The organism is Candidatus Defluviilinea proxima, from assembly GCA_016721115.1.
GTDB classification, from domain to species: Bacteria; Chloroflexota; Anaerolineae; order Anaerolineales; family Villigracilaceae; genus Defluviilinea; species Defluviilinea proxima.
On the sequence record JADKIW010000001.1, the window covers coordinates 4,243,696 to 4,260,879 of the forward strand.

At 50.4% G+C, this 17,184-nt stretch carries 15 protein-coding genes; 10 read left to right on the forward strand and 5 right to left on the reverse strand.

From position 1 onward, the window contains the following. The first annotated feature begins 21 nt into the window (after window positions 1-21). Complete coding sequence (locus IPP66_19585; GenBank protein MBK9927477.1) at window positions 22-753, forward strand: DNA alkylation repair protein; 732 nt, start codon at window positions 22-24, stop codon at window positions 751-753. Window positions 754-840: 87 nt separating this feature from the next. On the opposite strand, the gene IPP66_19590 is transcribed toward IPP66_19585, so the two are convergent. After that, entirely contained in the window at window positions 841-1,236 is a 396-nt protein-coding gene (locus IPP66_19590; protein ID MBK9927478.1) for a group II truncated hemoglobin, read from the reverse strand. Between the two features lie 92 nt (window positions 1,237-1,328). Here IPP66_19590 and IPP66_19595 point away from each other — a divergent pair, with 92 nt between their 5' ends. The 9 genes from IPP66_19595 to IPP66_19635 all read left to right on the forward strand — a co-directional run bounded on the left by IPP66_19595 (window position 1,329) and on the right by IPP66_19635 (window position 13,437). Then, a complete protein-coding gene (locus tag IPP66_19595) occupies window positions 1,329-2,531 on the forward strand; it encodes an acetyl-CoA C-acetyltransferase (GenBank protein ID MBK9927479.1) in 1,203 nt (400 codons plus the stop codon). A 68-nt stretch (window positions 2,532-2,599) separates the two neighbouring features. Next, window positions 2,600-3,088 carry a DinB family protein gene (locus IPP66_19600; GenBank protein MBK9927480.1) on the forward strand — a complete coding sequence of 163 codons (489 nt, stop codon included), beginning with the start codon at window positions 2,600-2,602 and terminating at the stop codon, window positions 3,086-3,088. A 76-nt stretch (window positions 3,089-3,164) separates the two neighbouring features. Beyond that, window positions 3,165-4,010, forward strand: coding sequence for a 3-hydroxybutyryl-CoA dehydrogenase (locus tag IPP66_19605; GenBank protein MBK9927481.1), 846 nt, complete (start codon window positions 3,165-3,167; stop codon window positions 4,008-4,010). Between the two features lie 343 nt (window positions 4,011-4,353). Then, window positions 4,354-7,257, forward strand: coding sequence for a hypothetical protein (locus IPP66_19610; protein ID MBK9927482.1), 2,904 nt, complete (start codon window positions 4,354-4,356; stop codon window positions 7,255-7,257). A 181-nt stretch (window positions 7,258-7,438) separates the two neighbouring features. Continuing rightward, window positions 7,439-8,026 carry a hypothetical protein gene (locus tag IPP66_19615; protein MBK9927483.1) on the forward strand — a complete coding sequence of 196 codons (588 nt, stop codon included), beginning with the start codon at window positions 7,439-7,441 and terminating at the stop codon, window positions 8,024-8,026. After that, on the forward strand, window positions 8,016-9,065 hold the full coding sequence (locus IPP66_19620) for a hypothetical protein (protein MBK9927484.1): 1,050 nt from the start codon (window positions 8,016-8,018) through the stop codon (window positions 9,063-9,065). The genes IPP66_19615 and IPP66_19620 overlap by 11 nt, the downstream gene beginning before the upstream one ends. 85 nt (window positions 9,066-9,150) lie before the next feature. Then, window positions 9,151-10,278, forward strand: coding sequence for a DUF2817 domain-containing protein (locus IPP66_19625; protein ID MBK9927485.1), 1,128 nt, complete (start codon window positions 9,151-9,153; stop codon window positions 10,276-10,278). A gap of 229 nt (window positions 10,279-10,507) precedes the next feature. Further along, window positions 10,508-10,729 (forward strand): hypothetical protein, encoded by a 222-nt coding sequence (locus tag IPP66_19630; GenBank protein ID MBK9927486.1) that lies wholly within the window; start codon window positions 10,508-10,510, stop codon window positions 10,727-10,729. A gap of 17 nt (window positions 10,730-10,746) precedes the next feature. Then, the gene (locus IPP66_19635) at window positions 10,747-13,437 is read left to right on the forward strand and encodes a cation-translocating P-type ATPase (GenBank protein MBK9927487.1); all 2,691 of its coding nucleotides are present in this window, start codon (window positions 10,747-10,749) and stop codon (window positions 13,435-13,437) included. A gap of 117 nt (window positions 13,438-13,554) precedes the next feature. On the opposite strand, the gene IPP66_19640 is transcribed toward IPP66_19635, so the two are convergent. The 4 genes from IPP66_19640 to IPP66_19655 form a co-directional block, all read right to left on the reverse strand. Next, on the reverse strand, window positions 13,555-14,949 hold the full coding sequence (locus IPP66_19640; protein ID MBK9927488.1) for a cytochrome c3 family protein: 1,395 nt from the start codon (window positions 14,947-14,949) through the stop codon (window positions 13,555-13,557). Between the two features lie 11 nt (window positions 14,950-14,960). Further along, the gene (locus IPP66_19645) at window positions 14,961-15,515 is read right to left on the reverse strand and encodes a hypothetical protein (GenBank protein ID MBK9927489.1); all 555 of its coding nucleotides are present in this window, start codon (window positions 15,513-15,515) and stop codon (window positions 14,961-14,963) included. Between the two features lie 63 nt (window positions 15,516-15,578). Beyond that, window positions 15,579-16,874: an NAD(P)/FAD-dependent oxidoreductase gene (locus tag IPP66_19650; GenBank protein ID MBK9927490.1), complete on the reverse strand. Its 1,296-nt coding sequence runs from the start codon at window positions 16,872-16,874 to the stop codon at window positions 15,579-15,581. Continuing rightward, window positions 16,871-17,140, reverse strand: a complete 270-nt coding sequence (locus IPP66_19655; protein MBK9927491.1) for a 4Fe-4S dicluster domain-containing protein — start codon at window positions 17,138-17,140, stop codon at window positions 16,871-16,873. The genes IPP66_19650 and IPP66_19655 overlap by 4 nt, the downstream gene beginning before the upstream one ends. Between the last annotated feature and the right edge of the window lie 44 nt (window positions 17,141-17,184).

Here is a 17,184-nt window from a genome sequence, read left to right on the forward strand (position 1 = left end):
CGTAGGGGCGACCCGTCATGGATGTCACAGTTCTCGAACAATCCTGACGGGTCGCCCCTACCACCAGAACAAACTGGAGACACGATGCACCTATACGTCAAACAACTGAAAACCCTCTTCGAGCAAAACGCGGACCCAAGTCAGGCTCCTGCCATGAAAAAATATATGCGCGATCAATTCGAGTATCTGGGAATTAAAACACCACAAAGCGTGGCATTGCAAAAGGAATTCTACGCAAAGCATGGACTCCCCGAAGTCGCTGAATTGGATGTGATCTTGCGTGACCTATGGTTATTGCCACAACGCGAATTCCAATATGTAGCGGTTGGGTTATTGGGAAGACTCAGTAAACAAATCCCGCCTGAGTTTGTTGACACAATCGAATATCTCATCACGACCAAATCCTGGTGGGATACTGTGGACAGTCTCGCTGGCGGGACGGTCGGCGTGCATTTCCAACGCTACCTCGCAGTCAAGAAGAAGACGCTGGCACGCTGGCGCAAATCGGAGAATTTCTGGTTGAGGCGCACGGCCATCCTGTTCCAATTGAACTACAAAAGCGAAACAGACTTTGACCTGTTGTGCGAGATCATCCGTGAGAATTTGGGGTCGAAGGAATTCTTTATCAACAAAGCCATCGGCTGGGCACTACGTCAATACGCACGCACCGACCCAAAGGCTGTGATCAAATTTGTAAAAGCGACAAAAGAATTGAATCCTCTCAGTCGGCGTGAGGCGATGAAGCACTTGTAATGTCATTGCGAGCGCTTTTTGCGAAGCAATCTCACACTCACACACAATGCGGGGATTGCTTTGCTTCGCTCGCAATGACGCGTAATCCTAAATCTCCAACCTATTCCTCATAAAGTCTGCAACTTCCGAAAAACGGTTTTTGAGATATTCGACCACATTCGCATCGAACTGTCCTGCATCCAAGGCCTTGTCCATACACCATAGCCATTGATCTCGCTCTTTCATGCCAATGGAGAACGGCATGTGGCGTTGCCGCAAGCGTGGATGTCCAAACGCTTCTATATACAAAGGCGGCCCGCCAGACCAGCCCGAGAGAAACATGAACAACTTCTCGCGTGAGCGCTTCAAACTTTTAGCATGCAAGGCGCGGAGTTCCTTTGCTTCAGGCGCAGAATCCATGATGTCATAAAAACGGTCTACCAAGTCTTTCAACCCGGTCTCTCCCCCGATCAACTCATAAAGTGATGTAGAAAATTCATCCATGCATAAATTGTAATCCCTTATAAAGCCGATGGCGAACACAACTCGTTGTTGGCTTTATAATTAGTTTGTTCAACCCCTACACAGGAGGCGTTATGAGCAAGCAAAACGAAGCGGTCATTTTGAGCGCGGCACGCACGCCGATTGGAAAATTTCAGGGGACTCTTGCAAACGTCCCGGCAACACAACTGGGGGCGATTGCAATTCAAGCCGCAGTGGAACGCGCGGGCATCAACTCCAAAGATATCGAAGAAGTCATCATGGGCAACGTGGTGCAGGCCGGTGAAGGGCAGGCTCCTGCGCGTCAATCGAGCATTCATGCAGGCATCCCGTCAACGGTCAGTGCGAGCACGATCAACAAAGTTTGTGGATCAAGCCTCAAGGCCGCGATGTTTGCGGCACAAGCTGTCCGTGCGGGAGATGCCGATTTATTTGTAGCAGGTGGATTTGAGTCCATGAGCCGGGCGCCTTATCTTGTCGCAGGCCGCTCGGGCGAGTTGAAGTTCGGCAATCAAGCGCTGACCGATGCGCTTCTCAACGATGGTTTGTGGGATCCATTTGAGAATTGGGGAATGGGCAACGCGGCTGAATTTATCGCGGATGAGTACGAGGTGACGCGCGAGGCAATGGACGAGTACGCGCTTCGCTCTCACGAGAAAGCTGTTGAGGCTCAAGAAAAAGGGAAGTTCAAAGCTGAGATCATTCCCGTCCAAATCACAGGGCGTAGAGGTGAAGTCCATGTAGTGGATTCAGACGAAGGTCCAAGAAAAGAGTCGACGCTGGAAGCGTTATCCAAACTCAAACCTGCTTTCAAAGAAGATGGCAAAGTGACACCCGGCAACTCATCTCCCATGAACGATGGCGGCTCGGCAGTTGTGATCGCGTCGCGTGAATACGCCGAGAAAAACGGACATAAGCCGATGGCTCGCATTGTAGGATACGCACAAGCCGCGGTCGAGCCGAAATATTTATTTTCAGCACCCGCATATGCAATTCCAAAACTATTGAAAAAGATACAATGGACATTGAAAGATGTGGACTTGATCGAACTCAACGAAGCCTTTGCCGCGCAGGTACTCGCGAATGGATATGCTCTCACGGACGACGGCTGGGATTGGGACAAGGTCAACGTCAACGGCGGCGCGATCGCGTTGGGACATCCACTCGGGGCGAGCGGTGCACGTGTGTTGACAACGTTGTTATATGCCCTGCAAGATCGCGGACTGAAACGAGGCATCGCATCGCTATGTTTGGGCGGCGGCGAGGCGGTAGCAATGGCAATTGAGTTGGAAAGTTGACACGTTGAAACGTTTGAACGTTCAAACCTTCAAACGTACCAACCTATAAATGATCGAGGAGACAACGCATGGACGCAATCGAACGCAACGAAAAAATCGAACTGTACGGCAATGGATTCAGCATGCTCGTGGAGATTCTCAAAGACATCCCGCGTGAGATGTGGCAATTCAAACCCGCGCCCACCGAATGGAGTATCCACGAGATCATCATCCACCTCGCGGACTCAGAATCGAATGCGGCATTACGCGCTCGCAAATTGATCGTCGAGCCGGGCGGCACGTTGATGGGTTACGACCAGGATGCGTGGGCAGTCACACTGAATTATCACGACCAGAATATCGAAGATGCGCTGGAAGTGACGCGCCTTGCACGCAAGACCACTTATGAATTATTGAAGAAGCAACCCGATGAAGTGTTCGAGCACTTTGTGAAGCATCCAGAATACGAAGAGCCCTATACATTTGAGAATTGGGTCAATATTTATTCGGCACATATCCCCGGTCACATTGAGCAGATCGTGAATAATTATAAGATTTGGAAAGATACAGTCGGTTAGTCTTCCAGTCTACTTGTCCGCTGGTCTTCTCGTCAGGGCTGGCGGACACAACAAGACTAGAAGACCAGGAGACCAAATGACCATTCGACATATCTTCATCATAGGCGCAGGCACAATGGGCAACGGCATCGCGCAGGTCGCGGCGACGAGCGGATGCCAAGTCACATGCATGGACGTGATGCCGGCAGCGCTGGAGAAAGCCAAAGCGACGATTGCCAAATCCACGGGGAAGTTGCTCGAAAAAGGGATGATTACCGCGGAGCAAAAGTCCAATGCGGATGCGATTCAATTCGTCTCCAATATGGACACGATGAAAGACGCGGACTTCGTCATCGAAGCCGCGACGGAAAACCCCGAACTCAAGTTCAAAATTTTCAAAGACATGGATGCCAACGCGCGCGAAGGTGTAATTCTGGCGAGTAACACATCGTCGATTTCGATCACGAAGATCGCCGCACAGACCCACCGTCCCGAAAGAGTGATCGGGATGCACTTTATGAATCCTGTGCCGTTGATGAGACTCGTCGAAGTCATCAAGGGACTCGCCACATCCGAAGAGACATTATCCACCACACTCGAGTTGTGCAAGGTCATGGGCAAGGAAGCCGTCGAAGCGAACGACTCGCCTGGCTTCATCTCCAATCGCATTCTGTGCCCGATGATCAACGAAGCGATCTTTGCCCTGCAGGAGGGAGTCGGCACGCCCGAAGCCATTGACGCGGTGATGAAGCTCGGCATGAACCACCCGATGGGACCGCTCACGCTGGCGGACTTAATCGGGCTGGACGTGGTGTTGTTCATCATGGAGGTGTTACAGCGCGACCTTGGTGAAGACAAGTACCGCCCTGCGCCGTTGCTCCGCAAGATGGTGGATGCGGGGTATCTGGGGAGGAAATCGGGAAGAGGGTTTTATAGTTATTAGCGGTTGGCTGATAGCTGTTAGCTGTTAGCTTTTAGCTTTTAGCGATGAGCATTTAGCTTTGCAGGGAGTAAAATAGGCTGAATGAATAAAACTGGTTGTTACGCTTAATGGCGTGGTATTAACCCCTCTGCCCTTCGGGCATCTCCCCTAAATGGGAGAATTTAAAAGGCGGAAGCAATGTCGCATTCAATTCAAATCTCAATATTCAAACACACAACCTTGGCAAAGACAAATACCGCTCTGCCCCGATGCTTTGCAAGTTGGTGGACGCAAGGTATTTGGGAAGGAAATCAGAAATAGGGCTTTATAGCCACCAGACTCAAATAGCATAAGTGAGGCAATCATGGATAAAGATGCGGCATATCAAGAAGCAGAGAAAAAAATTCAAAAAATTCAGAAATCAGGTGCAACAACGCTTGATCTAAGTACTAACATATTCACTGCGCCCAGACTTTCATCACTACCTGAATCGGCGACATCCCTTCTCCAATTGCAATATCTAGATATATCTCGCAACAATTTATCATCATTACCTGAGTCTATTGGGAATCTAGTTCAGTTGCACTTTTTTTACATCCGTAGTAATCGCTTAAAAGATTTACCAAATTCACTGGGTAATCTCACAAAATTGAAATTACTAGATATTGACTTTAATGAAATTTCAAATTTACCCGATTCAATCGGACGGCTCGTCCAATTGAATACTTTAAAATCTTCAAACAATCAACTTACAATATTGCCAGAATCAATCGGACAGCTTGATGAGTTAGTCTCATTAAACCTCTCATACAATCAACTAATAAAAATACCTGAAGTAATTGGTCAACTAAAGAAATTGAAAACGCTTATCTTATTTCAAAATCGGCTGAATGATATTCCTCCTACACTATCTCAGCTTGAAAATTTAGAATATCTTGGTCTTGGCGAAAATCCTCTTAACCCTGAACTTGCCGAAGCCTACAAACAAGGTCTTGATGCTGTAAAAACTTACTTGCGCGCTAGGGCCGGAGAACAAATCACCTTAAACGAAACTAAACTAATCCTTATTGGCGAAGGCGAAGTGGGCAAAACTTGCCTTACAGATGCTTTGCTAGACAACCCATGGCAAGAGCATCCATCGACCCATGGCATTCAAATCAAACCGATCAAACTCGCTGATCCTGAGACCCAAAAAGAAATCACCCTCAACGGCTGGGACTTCGGCGGACAACGCGTCTACCGTCCTACACATCAGTTGTTCTTCAGCGCGCCTGCCGTTTATCTCGTTGTATGGAAGCCGCGTGAAGGTCCTCAGCAGGGCTTTGTCAAGGAATGGATTCAACTGGTCAAGCGCCGCGAGCCGAGCGCTAAAATTCTGGTTGTCGCCACGCACGGCGGACCTCAACAGCGTCAGCCCGATATTGACCGTCAGGAACTGTGGGAGGCATTCGGCAAGGATACCGTCGTTGATTTTTTCTTCGTGGATAGCAAGCCAGATGCACAGGGCCACCGCAAAGGCATCGCGGAACTCAAAGAAGCCATCGCCAGCGTCGCCGTCACTCTGCCCGAAGTCGGTCGCTCCGTACCCAAGAGTTTTGCCGATGTCCGCGTCGCCCTGCAAGCCACGGGCGCGCCTTACCTGCCTCTCGATGAAGTCCTCTCCATCTGCCGCGCCCACAACATGGACGATGAGATCGCGCGCCTCTTCATAACCATCTCGCACCGCCTCGGTCACCTCACGCATTACGAAAACGACCCCGCCCTGCGCGATATTGTCATCCTGCGCCCTGATTGGCTCGCCACCGCCATGAGTTATGTGCTGGACGATGATGGGACTCGTAAGGCACATGGTTTGGTGGATTTCTCCCGCCTTGGTCTTTTGTGGGATGACCCAACCCGTCCAGCGGATACCCGCTATCCACCTGCTCTCCACCGCATCTTTCTGCGCCTGATGGAGCGCTTCGATCTTTCCTACCGTGTGGCTGGTCTCTCCAAAGATGAAGACTCCAACCCGGTCAGCCTTATCGCCCAACTCGTCCCCGATACCACGCCTAAAGAAGATGATTTCACCAAAGCCTGGTCTCCTGACCTTGCTGTTGGTGATATTCAACAAACCCAAATCTGCCGCATCGTCGATGCCGCCAACGGGCAATCCGCTAACGCTGAAGGACTGTTCTATCAGCTCATCGTCCGTCTGCATAAATATTCATTAGGAAGAGTTCACTACAACGACAGTGTCCATTGGCAGCGCGGTTTGATCCTTGATGCAAATTACAACGGTCGTGCATTGTTGAGACACATTGGCAACGACGTACACATCACAGTTCGTGCCGCATTTCCCGAACGTTTCCTTGGTATGTTGACCGAAGAAGTGAAATATCTTGTCGAAAGTTTCTGGGAAGGTTTGCGTTGTGATGTGACTGTGCCGTGTATAGCCACCCCCGATTGCAAAGGGCTCTTTGAAGTAAGTAAGCTGATGGACAACAAAAAACGACAACGGCCTGAAGTGCCATGTCCTATTTGTAACGAATGGCAAAGCATTGAACAATTACTATCCAATGCTCCAGATGCTACACAAACGATTTCGCTTGAAGTATTGATGAAAGAATTTGCACAAGTCAAAGACAAGCTGGATATCGTCGACGACAACACCAAGCGCATCTTGAGTCAAGTTGACAAACAATACGCCGACCTCATCCAACTCTTCACCGACGAAGCCAAAGAAGGTCCGCGCCTGTTCAGTCTCTTCCCGTTAGATGGCAACAAGTTCAATCCCAAAAATTGGATACGTCATCAATTCCGCCTGGTTTTATGGTGCGAGCACTCGCGGCTTCCGCTCCCTGTGCTCAACAATGGCAACATGAAGAAAGGCGTCTACGACTTTGAACTCGATCAGGATTGGTTCAAGAAAGCCGCACCATATTTGAAATTGGTCACGGGCACATTGAGTTTGGTCTTACCTGTTGCTTCCTCCGCGCTCGCAGTAGCGAATGATGCCGCTACGAAAGCTTTGCAAGCTCAAATCGGTCTCGGCAAGGATGTGATCGATGCCATCGTCGGCGAAGGCTCAGCCCTCAACGAATTTTCAAGCGTCATCGATTCTGCGAACATCGAGCGTGGCGTTGGGTCTCGTGCTGAAAATGCCACCCTGCGCGAACTCCATGCCCTGCTCAAAGCCAAAGACCCAGGCTTTGGCGGTCTCGTCCGTGTGCTGAACAAACGCAACGAGTTTTTGTGGGTGCATGAGAAGTTTGCGGGAGAATATTAATCCGTAGGGGCGGCGTCCCGCCACCCTTGTAACCACCCTAAAATCAATTATTGGTATGCGACATGGGCGGGGAAACCCCGCCCCCATCACCGCCCAAATAACAATTATTGGTATGCGAATTGGGCAGGGACGCTTCGTCTTCGTTGTCACTCCGCTCAGCGCGAACCCTGCCCCTACCAACATGAAATCGAAATTCGATCCACAAAAACATCACCGCCGATCCATCCGCCTGAAAGGATTCGATTATTCCTCCGAAGGCGCATATTACGTGACCATCGTCACCTATCATCGTGATTGCCTGTTTGGTGAGGTTGTCCAACCTCCGTTCCCTGCTGATGCATATGTCGATCTCTCAAATCTCGGCAAAATCGCGGACGAATGTTGGCGCGCGATCCCTGAACATTTTCCGTTTGTAGAATTGGGCGCGTATGTGGTTATGCCAAATCATTTGCATGGGATTATTGTGATCACGGATAACGGTAGGGGCGCAGCAATGCTGCGCCCCTACGATGACAATTCAAATCATCATAAAATAAATGTCAACTCTGGTTCATTGGGTGCAATCATGCGTTCATACAAATCCGCCATTTCCTATCGCGCAAACAAAGAACACAACACCACTGGCATCTGGCAACGCAATTATTACGAACACATCATCCGTGACGAGAAGGATTTACAGAACAAAACCGATTACATTGAATCCAATCCCATGTTGTGGAATGAAGACGATGACAATCCGACAAATCAAAAAGGTACCCATGTCCAATAAACCCTTTCCCATCATCGAGGCGCGCGGAACACATCGCGAGGTCGGTTTGCAGATAGGCCGTCAATGCAAGGATGGAATCCAAAGCATGTTTGCGGGTCTGCGAAATGAGCTCCCCAAAGGTGCAACATGGGACGCCATGCTCGAGCAAAGCAAACTCTATTTAGAACCTAGCCGCACGGTGTATCCGCAATACATTGAAGAACTCGAAGGCATTGCCGAGGGCGCGGAGATTCCCTTCGAGGATGTTTTTCTGCTCATGTGCGAAGAACTCTGGGAGGATGTGGCCTGGCACGGTTGCACCGATATGGCCGCACGTGGCAAAGCCACAGCCGATGGCTCCACCCTCATCGCGCACACAAATGATCTCCTGCCAGAAACTGAATCGAAGCTGGTCATGCTCAAGGTCCAGGCAGGAAGCGAACCAGAATTCATCGGTATTTCAGTCGGCGGCATCGCTATCAGCGCGGGATACAACGCCGCGAAGATCAGCCTGACCGGCAATCAACTCGACGCCAATGATACGCGTCCCGGCGTGCCACGTCTGCTTGTTGTCCGCGCTATTTTGGGGTCAAAAACTTTGAGCGAAGCCATGACGCATTGCCTGCTCCCCAATCGCGCATCCAGTTACAACAACGTACTTGCAGATGGAAGCGGCGAGGTCTATTCGATGGAAGGCTCAGCGACAGACCTCGAAGCGATCTATATCGCGGACGATGTGATGACACACGCCAATCATTATGCGACTCCGTCCATGCGCCGCTTCGAACGTGACCGGGGCGTGATCGCCAACTCGATCATTCGCCACAACCGAGCTGAGTACCTGCTCAAACAAAATTACGGCAAGCTGACTCCCGAACTTTTTCAAACGCTGTTGGCGGACCATGCTGGGTATCCCACATCCATTTGCAAGCATGGGACAGAAACTCACACCGTCTTCAGCATCATCATTCAAGTCGAAACGCTCAAAGCGTGGATTGGCCGCGGCCACGCCTGCGAAACGGAATATACTGAATATCAACTCAAGCCATATCAAGTTTAGGCTCAAGCCGCCGTCCGCGGCGGCGTATAACAATTAACAATCCTGCGCCGAGGACGGCGCAGGGAGCAAAGAGCAGCAAAACCCCATGACAAACACCCAATCCCTCTTCCCTCAAACCTACGAATCATCACGTGAACGCTTTCGGAATAATCTTTCCGTTGTCCAATCCCAATGGCCAAAGGCGAAACTCTTTCAACACAAACTCTCTGGCGACGAAGACCTAACCATTGACTGGATCTATTCCGAGGCAAATCAATCCAACCAAAAGGTTTTTGTTCTGACCACAGGCGAACACGGTGTGGAAGGTTACGTCGGCTCAGCAATGCAACAACTCTTTATCGAGAAATACATGCCCCAACTGGATGCGAACAACACAGGCATATTGTTTGTCCACGCCATCAACCCCTGGGGCATGAAACATCACCGCCGTGGCAACAAAGACAACATCGACCTCAACCGCACGTTCCTCTACAACATTGACCACGACCCAAACTTCAATCCCAATTACAACAAGATCGCCAGGTTCCTCAATCCGGGTACAAAGATACAGAACCTGCTTTTCGACAATGTTGGCTACACGCTTCAGCTGTTTTGGCACATCGCTCGCATGGGCATGAAAAACTTCCGATATGCATTGTTGCTCGGACAATATCGAGACCCCAAAGGTTTGTACTACGGCGGAACGAAACGCCCCGAAGAGACTCAAACGCTGATGGATCTCTACAAACAAATGTTGTCCGCCTACGAACAGATCCTTCACTTGGACATGCACACCGGTTATGGTCCGCGTTACCAGATGAGTTTGGTCAACTCCGCGTTGGATAAAGGTGCCTCTGAGTATTACGTAAAGCGCTTCAACTATCCGCTCGTGGTTGCCGCCACAGCCGATGAGTTTTACGCCATCCGTGGTGACATGGTGGATTACGAGTATGAGCTATGGAAACATGAATTCCCCGAAAAGCGTTTTTTCGCCACGGCATATGAGTTCGGTACATTGGGCGATACGATGTATGGTCTGTTCCAAAGCCCACGTGTGATGGTGCACGAAAACCGCGCGTATTGGCACGGAACCAAAAATGAAGCTCTGCTTACGAAAGCAAAACATGGATTTGAGGAATTGTTCAATCCTGAAGCAAAGGATTGGAAGGAAAAAGCCGTTGCCGATGGAGACCAAGCCTTCGCAGGTATATTGAAAGCAGAAGGATATATCTAACCATTACATTTCGGTTTTGTAATTGACATGGTTAATGTTCCGCTGTAAACTCTAATTACTCCGATGGGGAGTAGCCCCCGAACCGGTTTCGGGTCTGGCAGTCGTCAAGACGGAAAGAGATTTCCCGGCTGTCTGGATATAAGCGCAAGACCATCGCCTACTAGGCGGTGGTCTTTTCTTTGCCACCGCCCCATATCTGATTTGTCACCAAACAGAAAGGAGTAAGCCCATGTCCACGAACACAACATCCGTACTGCGGAAATATTGGAAGCCCGCTCTCCTCACAGGAGCTGGTGGGACATCCCTTGTCATCTGGTTCGAGGAGATCATCGTCCTCGGGTTGGATATTCTTGCAGTGTTTGCCTTGCTTTTGTTGGTAGGGCCTATCTATATTTTCAATAACTTTGTCTTCAAATCAGAAACTCCAACATTGAAAGATAAAAATAAATAAGGAGAGATACTTTAGTTATGGAACAAAACAATTACTGGCACACAAAGAGCAAGGACCAGGCGTTTGCCCAGCTCAATAGCGGCGAAACAGGCCTAAGTCAGAAAGAGGCGGATACACGTCTGGCACAATATGGCCCGAATGAGATCAAGGCTGCGCATCGCGTTTCGCCGTGGGAGATTCTCTTTGAACAATTTAAAAATGTATTGATCCTCATCCTGCTTGGCGCAACGGTCCTCTCCTTTTTCCTGGGGCATGGTGTTGAGTCAGTTGTCATTGCAGTGATCGTGCTCTTTGCCGTGGGACTTGGCTTTGTGCAGGAATATCGCGCCGAACGCGCCATCGAAGCCTTGCGACAAATGGCCGCACCCACCGCAACCGTACTGCGAGATGGACAGGAAGTGAAAGTGCCCGCGCGTGAGGTTGCGCCCGGCGATGTGGTGATATTGCACACCGGTGATCGTATTCCGGCAGATGGACGTTTGATCGAATCCATCAACCTGCAGATCGAAGAGGCGGCGTTGACCGGGGAATCGGTGCCCGTGGAAAAACACACCGACGCGCTTCAAACTCAAGAGATGCCTGTGGGCGACCGCAAGAACATGGTCTACGCTGGAACCGCCGCCACCTATGGGCGCGGACGAGCCTTGATCGTTGCAACAGGCATGCAAACCGAGTTCGGAAAGATCGCACAGCTTCTGCAAACCGTTGAAAGCAGTAAGACACCGTTACAACAAAACCTTGATAGGGTCGGCTCTGTGCTGGCACGCGCAGCGTTCGTTGTGGTCGGCATTATCGTAGCGCTCGGCCTCCTACGCGGACAACCCTTTATCGAAATGCTCATCTTCGGCATTGCGTTGGCGGTGGCCGTTGTGCCAGAAGCACTGCCTGCTGTTGTGACCATCTCACTTGCCATCGGTGTGCAGAAAATGGTTAAGAGGAATGCGCTCATCCGCCGCCTTCCTGCTGTGGAAACACTCGGCAGTACATCGGTTATTTGTTCCGATAAAACAGGTACGCTCACCAAAGACGAGATGACCGTGCGCAAACTGTATGTAGCGGGGCAGGTCTTTGATGTCAGCGGCTCCGGCTACGAACCTGTGGGGCGCTTCACCAGCGACGGCAAGAGCATGGAACCGACAAGCGAGTTGAAGCACATGCTCACCGCCGCCACGCTCGCGTCGGACGCAACCATTGTCAAAGATGAAACCAACAATGAAAAGAACGATTGGGATATCAAAGGCGACCCCACCGAAGGTGCTCTCGTCGTCGCAGCGGCCAAGGCCGGGCTTAAGAAAGAAGCGTTGGATAATGCGTATCCACGCTTGCAGGAAATCCCATTCACATCCGAAACCAAGCGTATGACCACCCTCCATCAAACGGAGAAAGGCAAGGTGGCCTATACCAAAGGCGCACCCGAGATCATTTTAGATAACTGCGATTCGATCCTCACATCAAATGGCGTTAAAAAATTGGATGAAGCGACTCGCAAGCAGGTCATGGATACGGCTCGTGAATTCGCCAGCCAGGCCCTGCGTGTTCTTGGTATCGCTTCAAAGCCAGACGCGGTAATTGAGTCTGCTCAAACCGACATGACCTTTCTCGGGCTGGCTGGCATGATCGATCCTCCACGCCCCGAAGCAAAGGAAGCGATTGCCGTCTGTGAAAGCGCAGGCATTCGTGCCGTGATGATCACGGGCGATCATCCTCTCACGGCTCAGGCTGTAGCACGTGAGTTGGGCCTGCTCAAAACCGGGCGCGTGGTGACCGGTGCAGAACTCGATGGCATCTCCGATGAAGATTTCAAGCGCGAAGTGGAAACCATCGACGTGTATGCACGCGTCTCCCCTGCTCACAAATTGCGTGTGGTCACGGCATTACAAGCCAACGAACACATCGTCGCCATGACCGGTGACGGCGTGAACGATGCACCCGCCCTCAAGAAAGCGGATATTGGCATCGCGATGGGCATCACCGGCACAGATGTAACCAAAGAAGCCGCCGCCATGACCCTTACCGATGACAACTTCGCTTCCATCGTTGCGGCTGTCGAAGAAGGGCGCGGCGTATTCGGCAACATCAAGAAATATTTGATGTATTTGCTCTCCTCGAATATCGGCGAGATCGGCCTGATGGCTGGCTCTGCGTTGCTTGGCTTGCCCCTGCCTTTGACCGCCGTGCAAATTCTTTACGTCAACCTCGCTACAGATGGGTTACCCGCTCTGGCGCTTTCTGTTGACCCTGCTGAAAAAGACTTGATGAAGCGCAAACCGCGTAATCAAAAGACAGGCATCTTCACCCGCCCCGTAGTTGCACTCATGTTGGCGGGCGGTATCTGGTCCACGATCATCAATCTCGGTCTGTTCATCTGGGCGTTTAACTCGGGCCGCAGTCAGGAAGAGGCGATGACCATGACCTTCGTATCGTTGGTCCTGGTGCAATTCTTCAAAGCCTATAACTTCCGCTCTGACCGTCACTCGGTCTTTAACCGTCCGTTCGAGAACAAGTGGCTAAACACTGCCATCCTCTGGGAATCTGTACTGCTGTTGGCGATCATTTACATCCCCGCCTTGCATGAACCTTTCAACACTTTCAGCCTTCCACTCATTGACTGGGCCATTATCTTTGCTCTTTCGCTAACCATTTCCCCAGTGCTTGAATTTGTAAAATGGATGGAACGCAAGGGTTGGTTTGGCGCAATGGAGGCATAGCCTTCAAAAGGCATCACTTACACAATCACCCGAAACAACTCTTACTTTAAAAAACGAAAAACCCCGCGTCTTTCATAGACGCGGGGTTGATTCTATTACCGACAACGTATCCTACACCTAATCATCGTCACCTCCACCATCTCCACCGCCTCCTTCATCCTCTGGATTCCCATCATGGCAGGCTGTACAAGTAGCAGTATTCAATGTCTGTGTATGACAATCACGACACGATGCACCACCATGATTGACTCCACTTCCACCTTCATCTGCGATCCCAGGGTGCGGACCACGATAGGGTGCATACCAATTATCGGTCGTATGGCATGAGATGCAGTTGAGACCAAACATCCCTGCATGGAAAGATGGGTCACTGTGGCAACCTGAGCAATTCCGTGGCAAACCAACAAACTGGCTATTCACATGGCACTTTTCACATGCCACGTCTGCATGCTTCCCTGTTAGCGGGAAACTTTTCTTATGATCAAACGTGACATTCTCCCACGAGGTCGGGAGATGGCAGGTCGAACAATCGGTGCCGAACCGCCCATCATGCTCGTCATCCTGCTTATGACAGGAATAACAATCTGTAGGAGTCCCTTTATAAACGTTGTTCACGTGGCATTGCTCACAACGCGCTTCTGCATGTTCACCCTCCAACTTGAAAGCTGAAAGGTTGTGATCAAATTTCGCTGGTGTCCAACCGTCTACGGAGTGACAGGCCGAACAGTCCTGCCCGAAGCGCCCGTCATGAGGTTCATCCTTAAGATGACAGGAATAGCAATCCTGCTTGGCCATTTGAAAGTCACTGATCTTGCGTGCATCGGTATGGCATTGCACACACGGAAGCCCCACGTGACTGCCAGTCACCTTGAACGAAAATTTATCGTGATTGAAATTCGTAACAAGGCTATCTGCGCCATCATGGCAATCAAGACACGCCGAGCCATAAGACAATGTGTGTGCTGTCATAAATCCCAGATCCATTTGACGATGACAGGTATCGCACATTTGCAAGTCAAATCGGGATATATCTTCACCATGACAATCAGAACAAACAAACGCTTCATTCGTGACTTTGAACTGGTGTCCGGTCAACAAGAATCCCACCACCTCATGCGGAAAAACTGCATCTCCTATTTCGGTGAGGCTGGCATCTGCCCCACGATGTTCTGGGTGGCAGTGACGGCAATTCAAGTCCGGGTTGTCGTGCAACATCTTCCCGTGCATCGATGCGACATCCTTCATTTGAGTTGCCACAGTTCCATGACAATCTACACAACGGTCTTCCATTTTTGCCGCTTCCCATGGCGCTGCGTGACAAGCCTTACAATTCCCGCCGATATCAGCGTGCGACTTAACCCCGCCCAATATCTCATCGCCATGCGCGTTCAAAGGACCCGGGTTATATAGTACCCCACCCTGAGCATAGGCATATCCCGCGATCACAAAAGCCGTGATAATGGCCGCGATGATTCCTGTCCCAGATAGACAACCTAAACGATTGTTTTTCATTTTTCCTCCCACTACTTCAAGAAGGTTGCGTAATACAATGCCGCACCGATATGCACGAATGCGGAAATGAACAACGCCATGCCAATCGGAATATGGATCGTATGCCAAAGAGCCATCAAGCGGCGCGCCTGTTTGAGCGCTTCCTGTGAGAGTGTCCCTTCGATCTCAAGTCCATCCATGGTACGTGGGATGCGCGTAAAAATATAACGGCCAATAAATCCACTAAAGACAATGATGATGGTCAATAAGGTTGTTGCACCTGCAAGCCCATTGAACTTCCATGATGTATGGAGCAACACCATATACGGCCCTACAAGCCCGGTGAAAATATGCAACTGCAACCACGTGGACATTTTTCCCCATTTCACGCTCCTACTTCGTTTACGAAGGCTGTACAACGTCTCAGTCATCAACATTAGAACAAACCCCACGATCCCCATACCGTGACCGAACAATTCGCTCGCAGGCGGAACTTCACGAGTAAGGAAGATAACCAAGCCATACACCCCAGTGATCAAGATCATCGCAAGAAACGCAAACCATAATTCCCTATTCCCTCGCAACATAAGCCCTCCGCATTTCCAACTTTTGTGTCAAACGCAAAAAAACGAACTTCTGGATTCCAAATTTTATTTTCTAGTTGTCCAAAACTCAGCGATCACATCACCGATCTTTGCGTTCGGTGCAAGCAATCTCTCACGGATCGGAGAAATATCTACATTCTCCGTCACGATCTTCTGAAGCGGAAACGAAAGTTTCTGGTCGCCCATCACAATCGCGCCTAATAATTTTTTCTCGCCAACCAGCAACCGCACATGATTCACATCGAAACCAGTTTGCGCCACCACAGAGTTGGGCAATTGACGCCAAGTCTCGCTATCCCCACGCGCTATGCCGATCACATCTTTGTCCAGTCCACGCCCAACTGTGCCGATGATCGTTGTTGTAAGGCCAGCCAGGCGCGTCACATTGAACGGAGCCTCTTTGATATAGGCCGTTTTCTTTCCTGCCATGTTCAATCCAGCCGCATACCCTTGTTGACGCGCTGGCCCCCACAAGCTATCTAAAGAAGAACGTCCAGTCAATGGATCATAGACTTGCGCCACATCACCAGCCGCAAAGATATCGGGGTCGTTCGTCTGCAAATATTCATTGACCAAAATCCCTCGATCAATCGCCAGCCCAGCCTGCTTCGCCAACTCCACACGTGGACGAATCCCGATCGCGCATGCCACCAAATCGCACTTCAACGTTTTGCCATCCAACATACGCACACCAGTCACGCGGTTACTCTTCCCTGTGACTTCGATCACCTCGGCGTGGTGATGCAAAGTCACCCCTTCTTCCTGCAACCGATGTTCAACGATCTTCGATTCGTGCTCGTCAAGCACGTTACTCCAATACCGATCCCCTCGAAGCAAATAATGGACCTTCACCCCGCGTGTGACAAGTCCTTCCACCAGCTCAAGCGCCGTGATCCCACCACCTACAACAACAGCAGTCTTTCCACGTCGCGCATGTTTTAAAATACGTTTCGCATCTTCCATATGATCAAGTTTGAGTACACCATCAAGGTTTGCGCCGGGAACTTCCAAAGGCATCGCTTGAGCACCCACAGCGATCAATAAACGATCATAAGATAAAGAAGCCTGACCATCCAACTCCAAAACATGTTGTTCACGCAGAATATTCTTTACTCGTCCTTTGACAAAACGAAATTTCATCTTGCGGTAATCATCCGCAGTACGTGGAAATAAAGCTTTGTCATGCAATTCCCCTGTCAAATAATAAGCAAGCCCCGGGCGCGAATAATACCCGTACGGGTCATCGCCAACCATAATCACATCTCCCGCCGCATCCACAGAACGGATCGCTTCGATTGCCGCGATGCCCGCCACACCCGAACCAATGATCACATATTTCATACCTTCCCCTTTACTGCAAACAAGTCCGTTTTCTCGAACCGTAAAACCCCACGTGGGCACCGTGCCACACACTCACCGCACGTCAAGCATTGGCTGTGAACCACAGGCTCACCTCGCCAGGCATGGGCACGCACATCAATACCGATCGGACAGTTATAGGAACAGATCCCACACTGCACACAACGCGCAGAATCAGGAACCACATGTCCCGAAGAAAGAACCGTGTGTTTATCCGCATCTCGCTTGAAAAGGTCGAAGAGTGACATTCGCTTAATAGTCGTCCAAATGAGAAAAAAGTTACGGCCTGCAA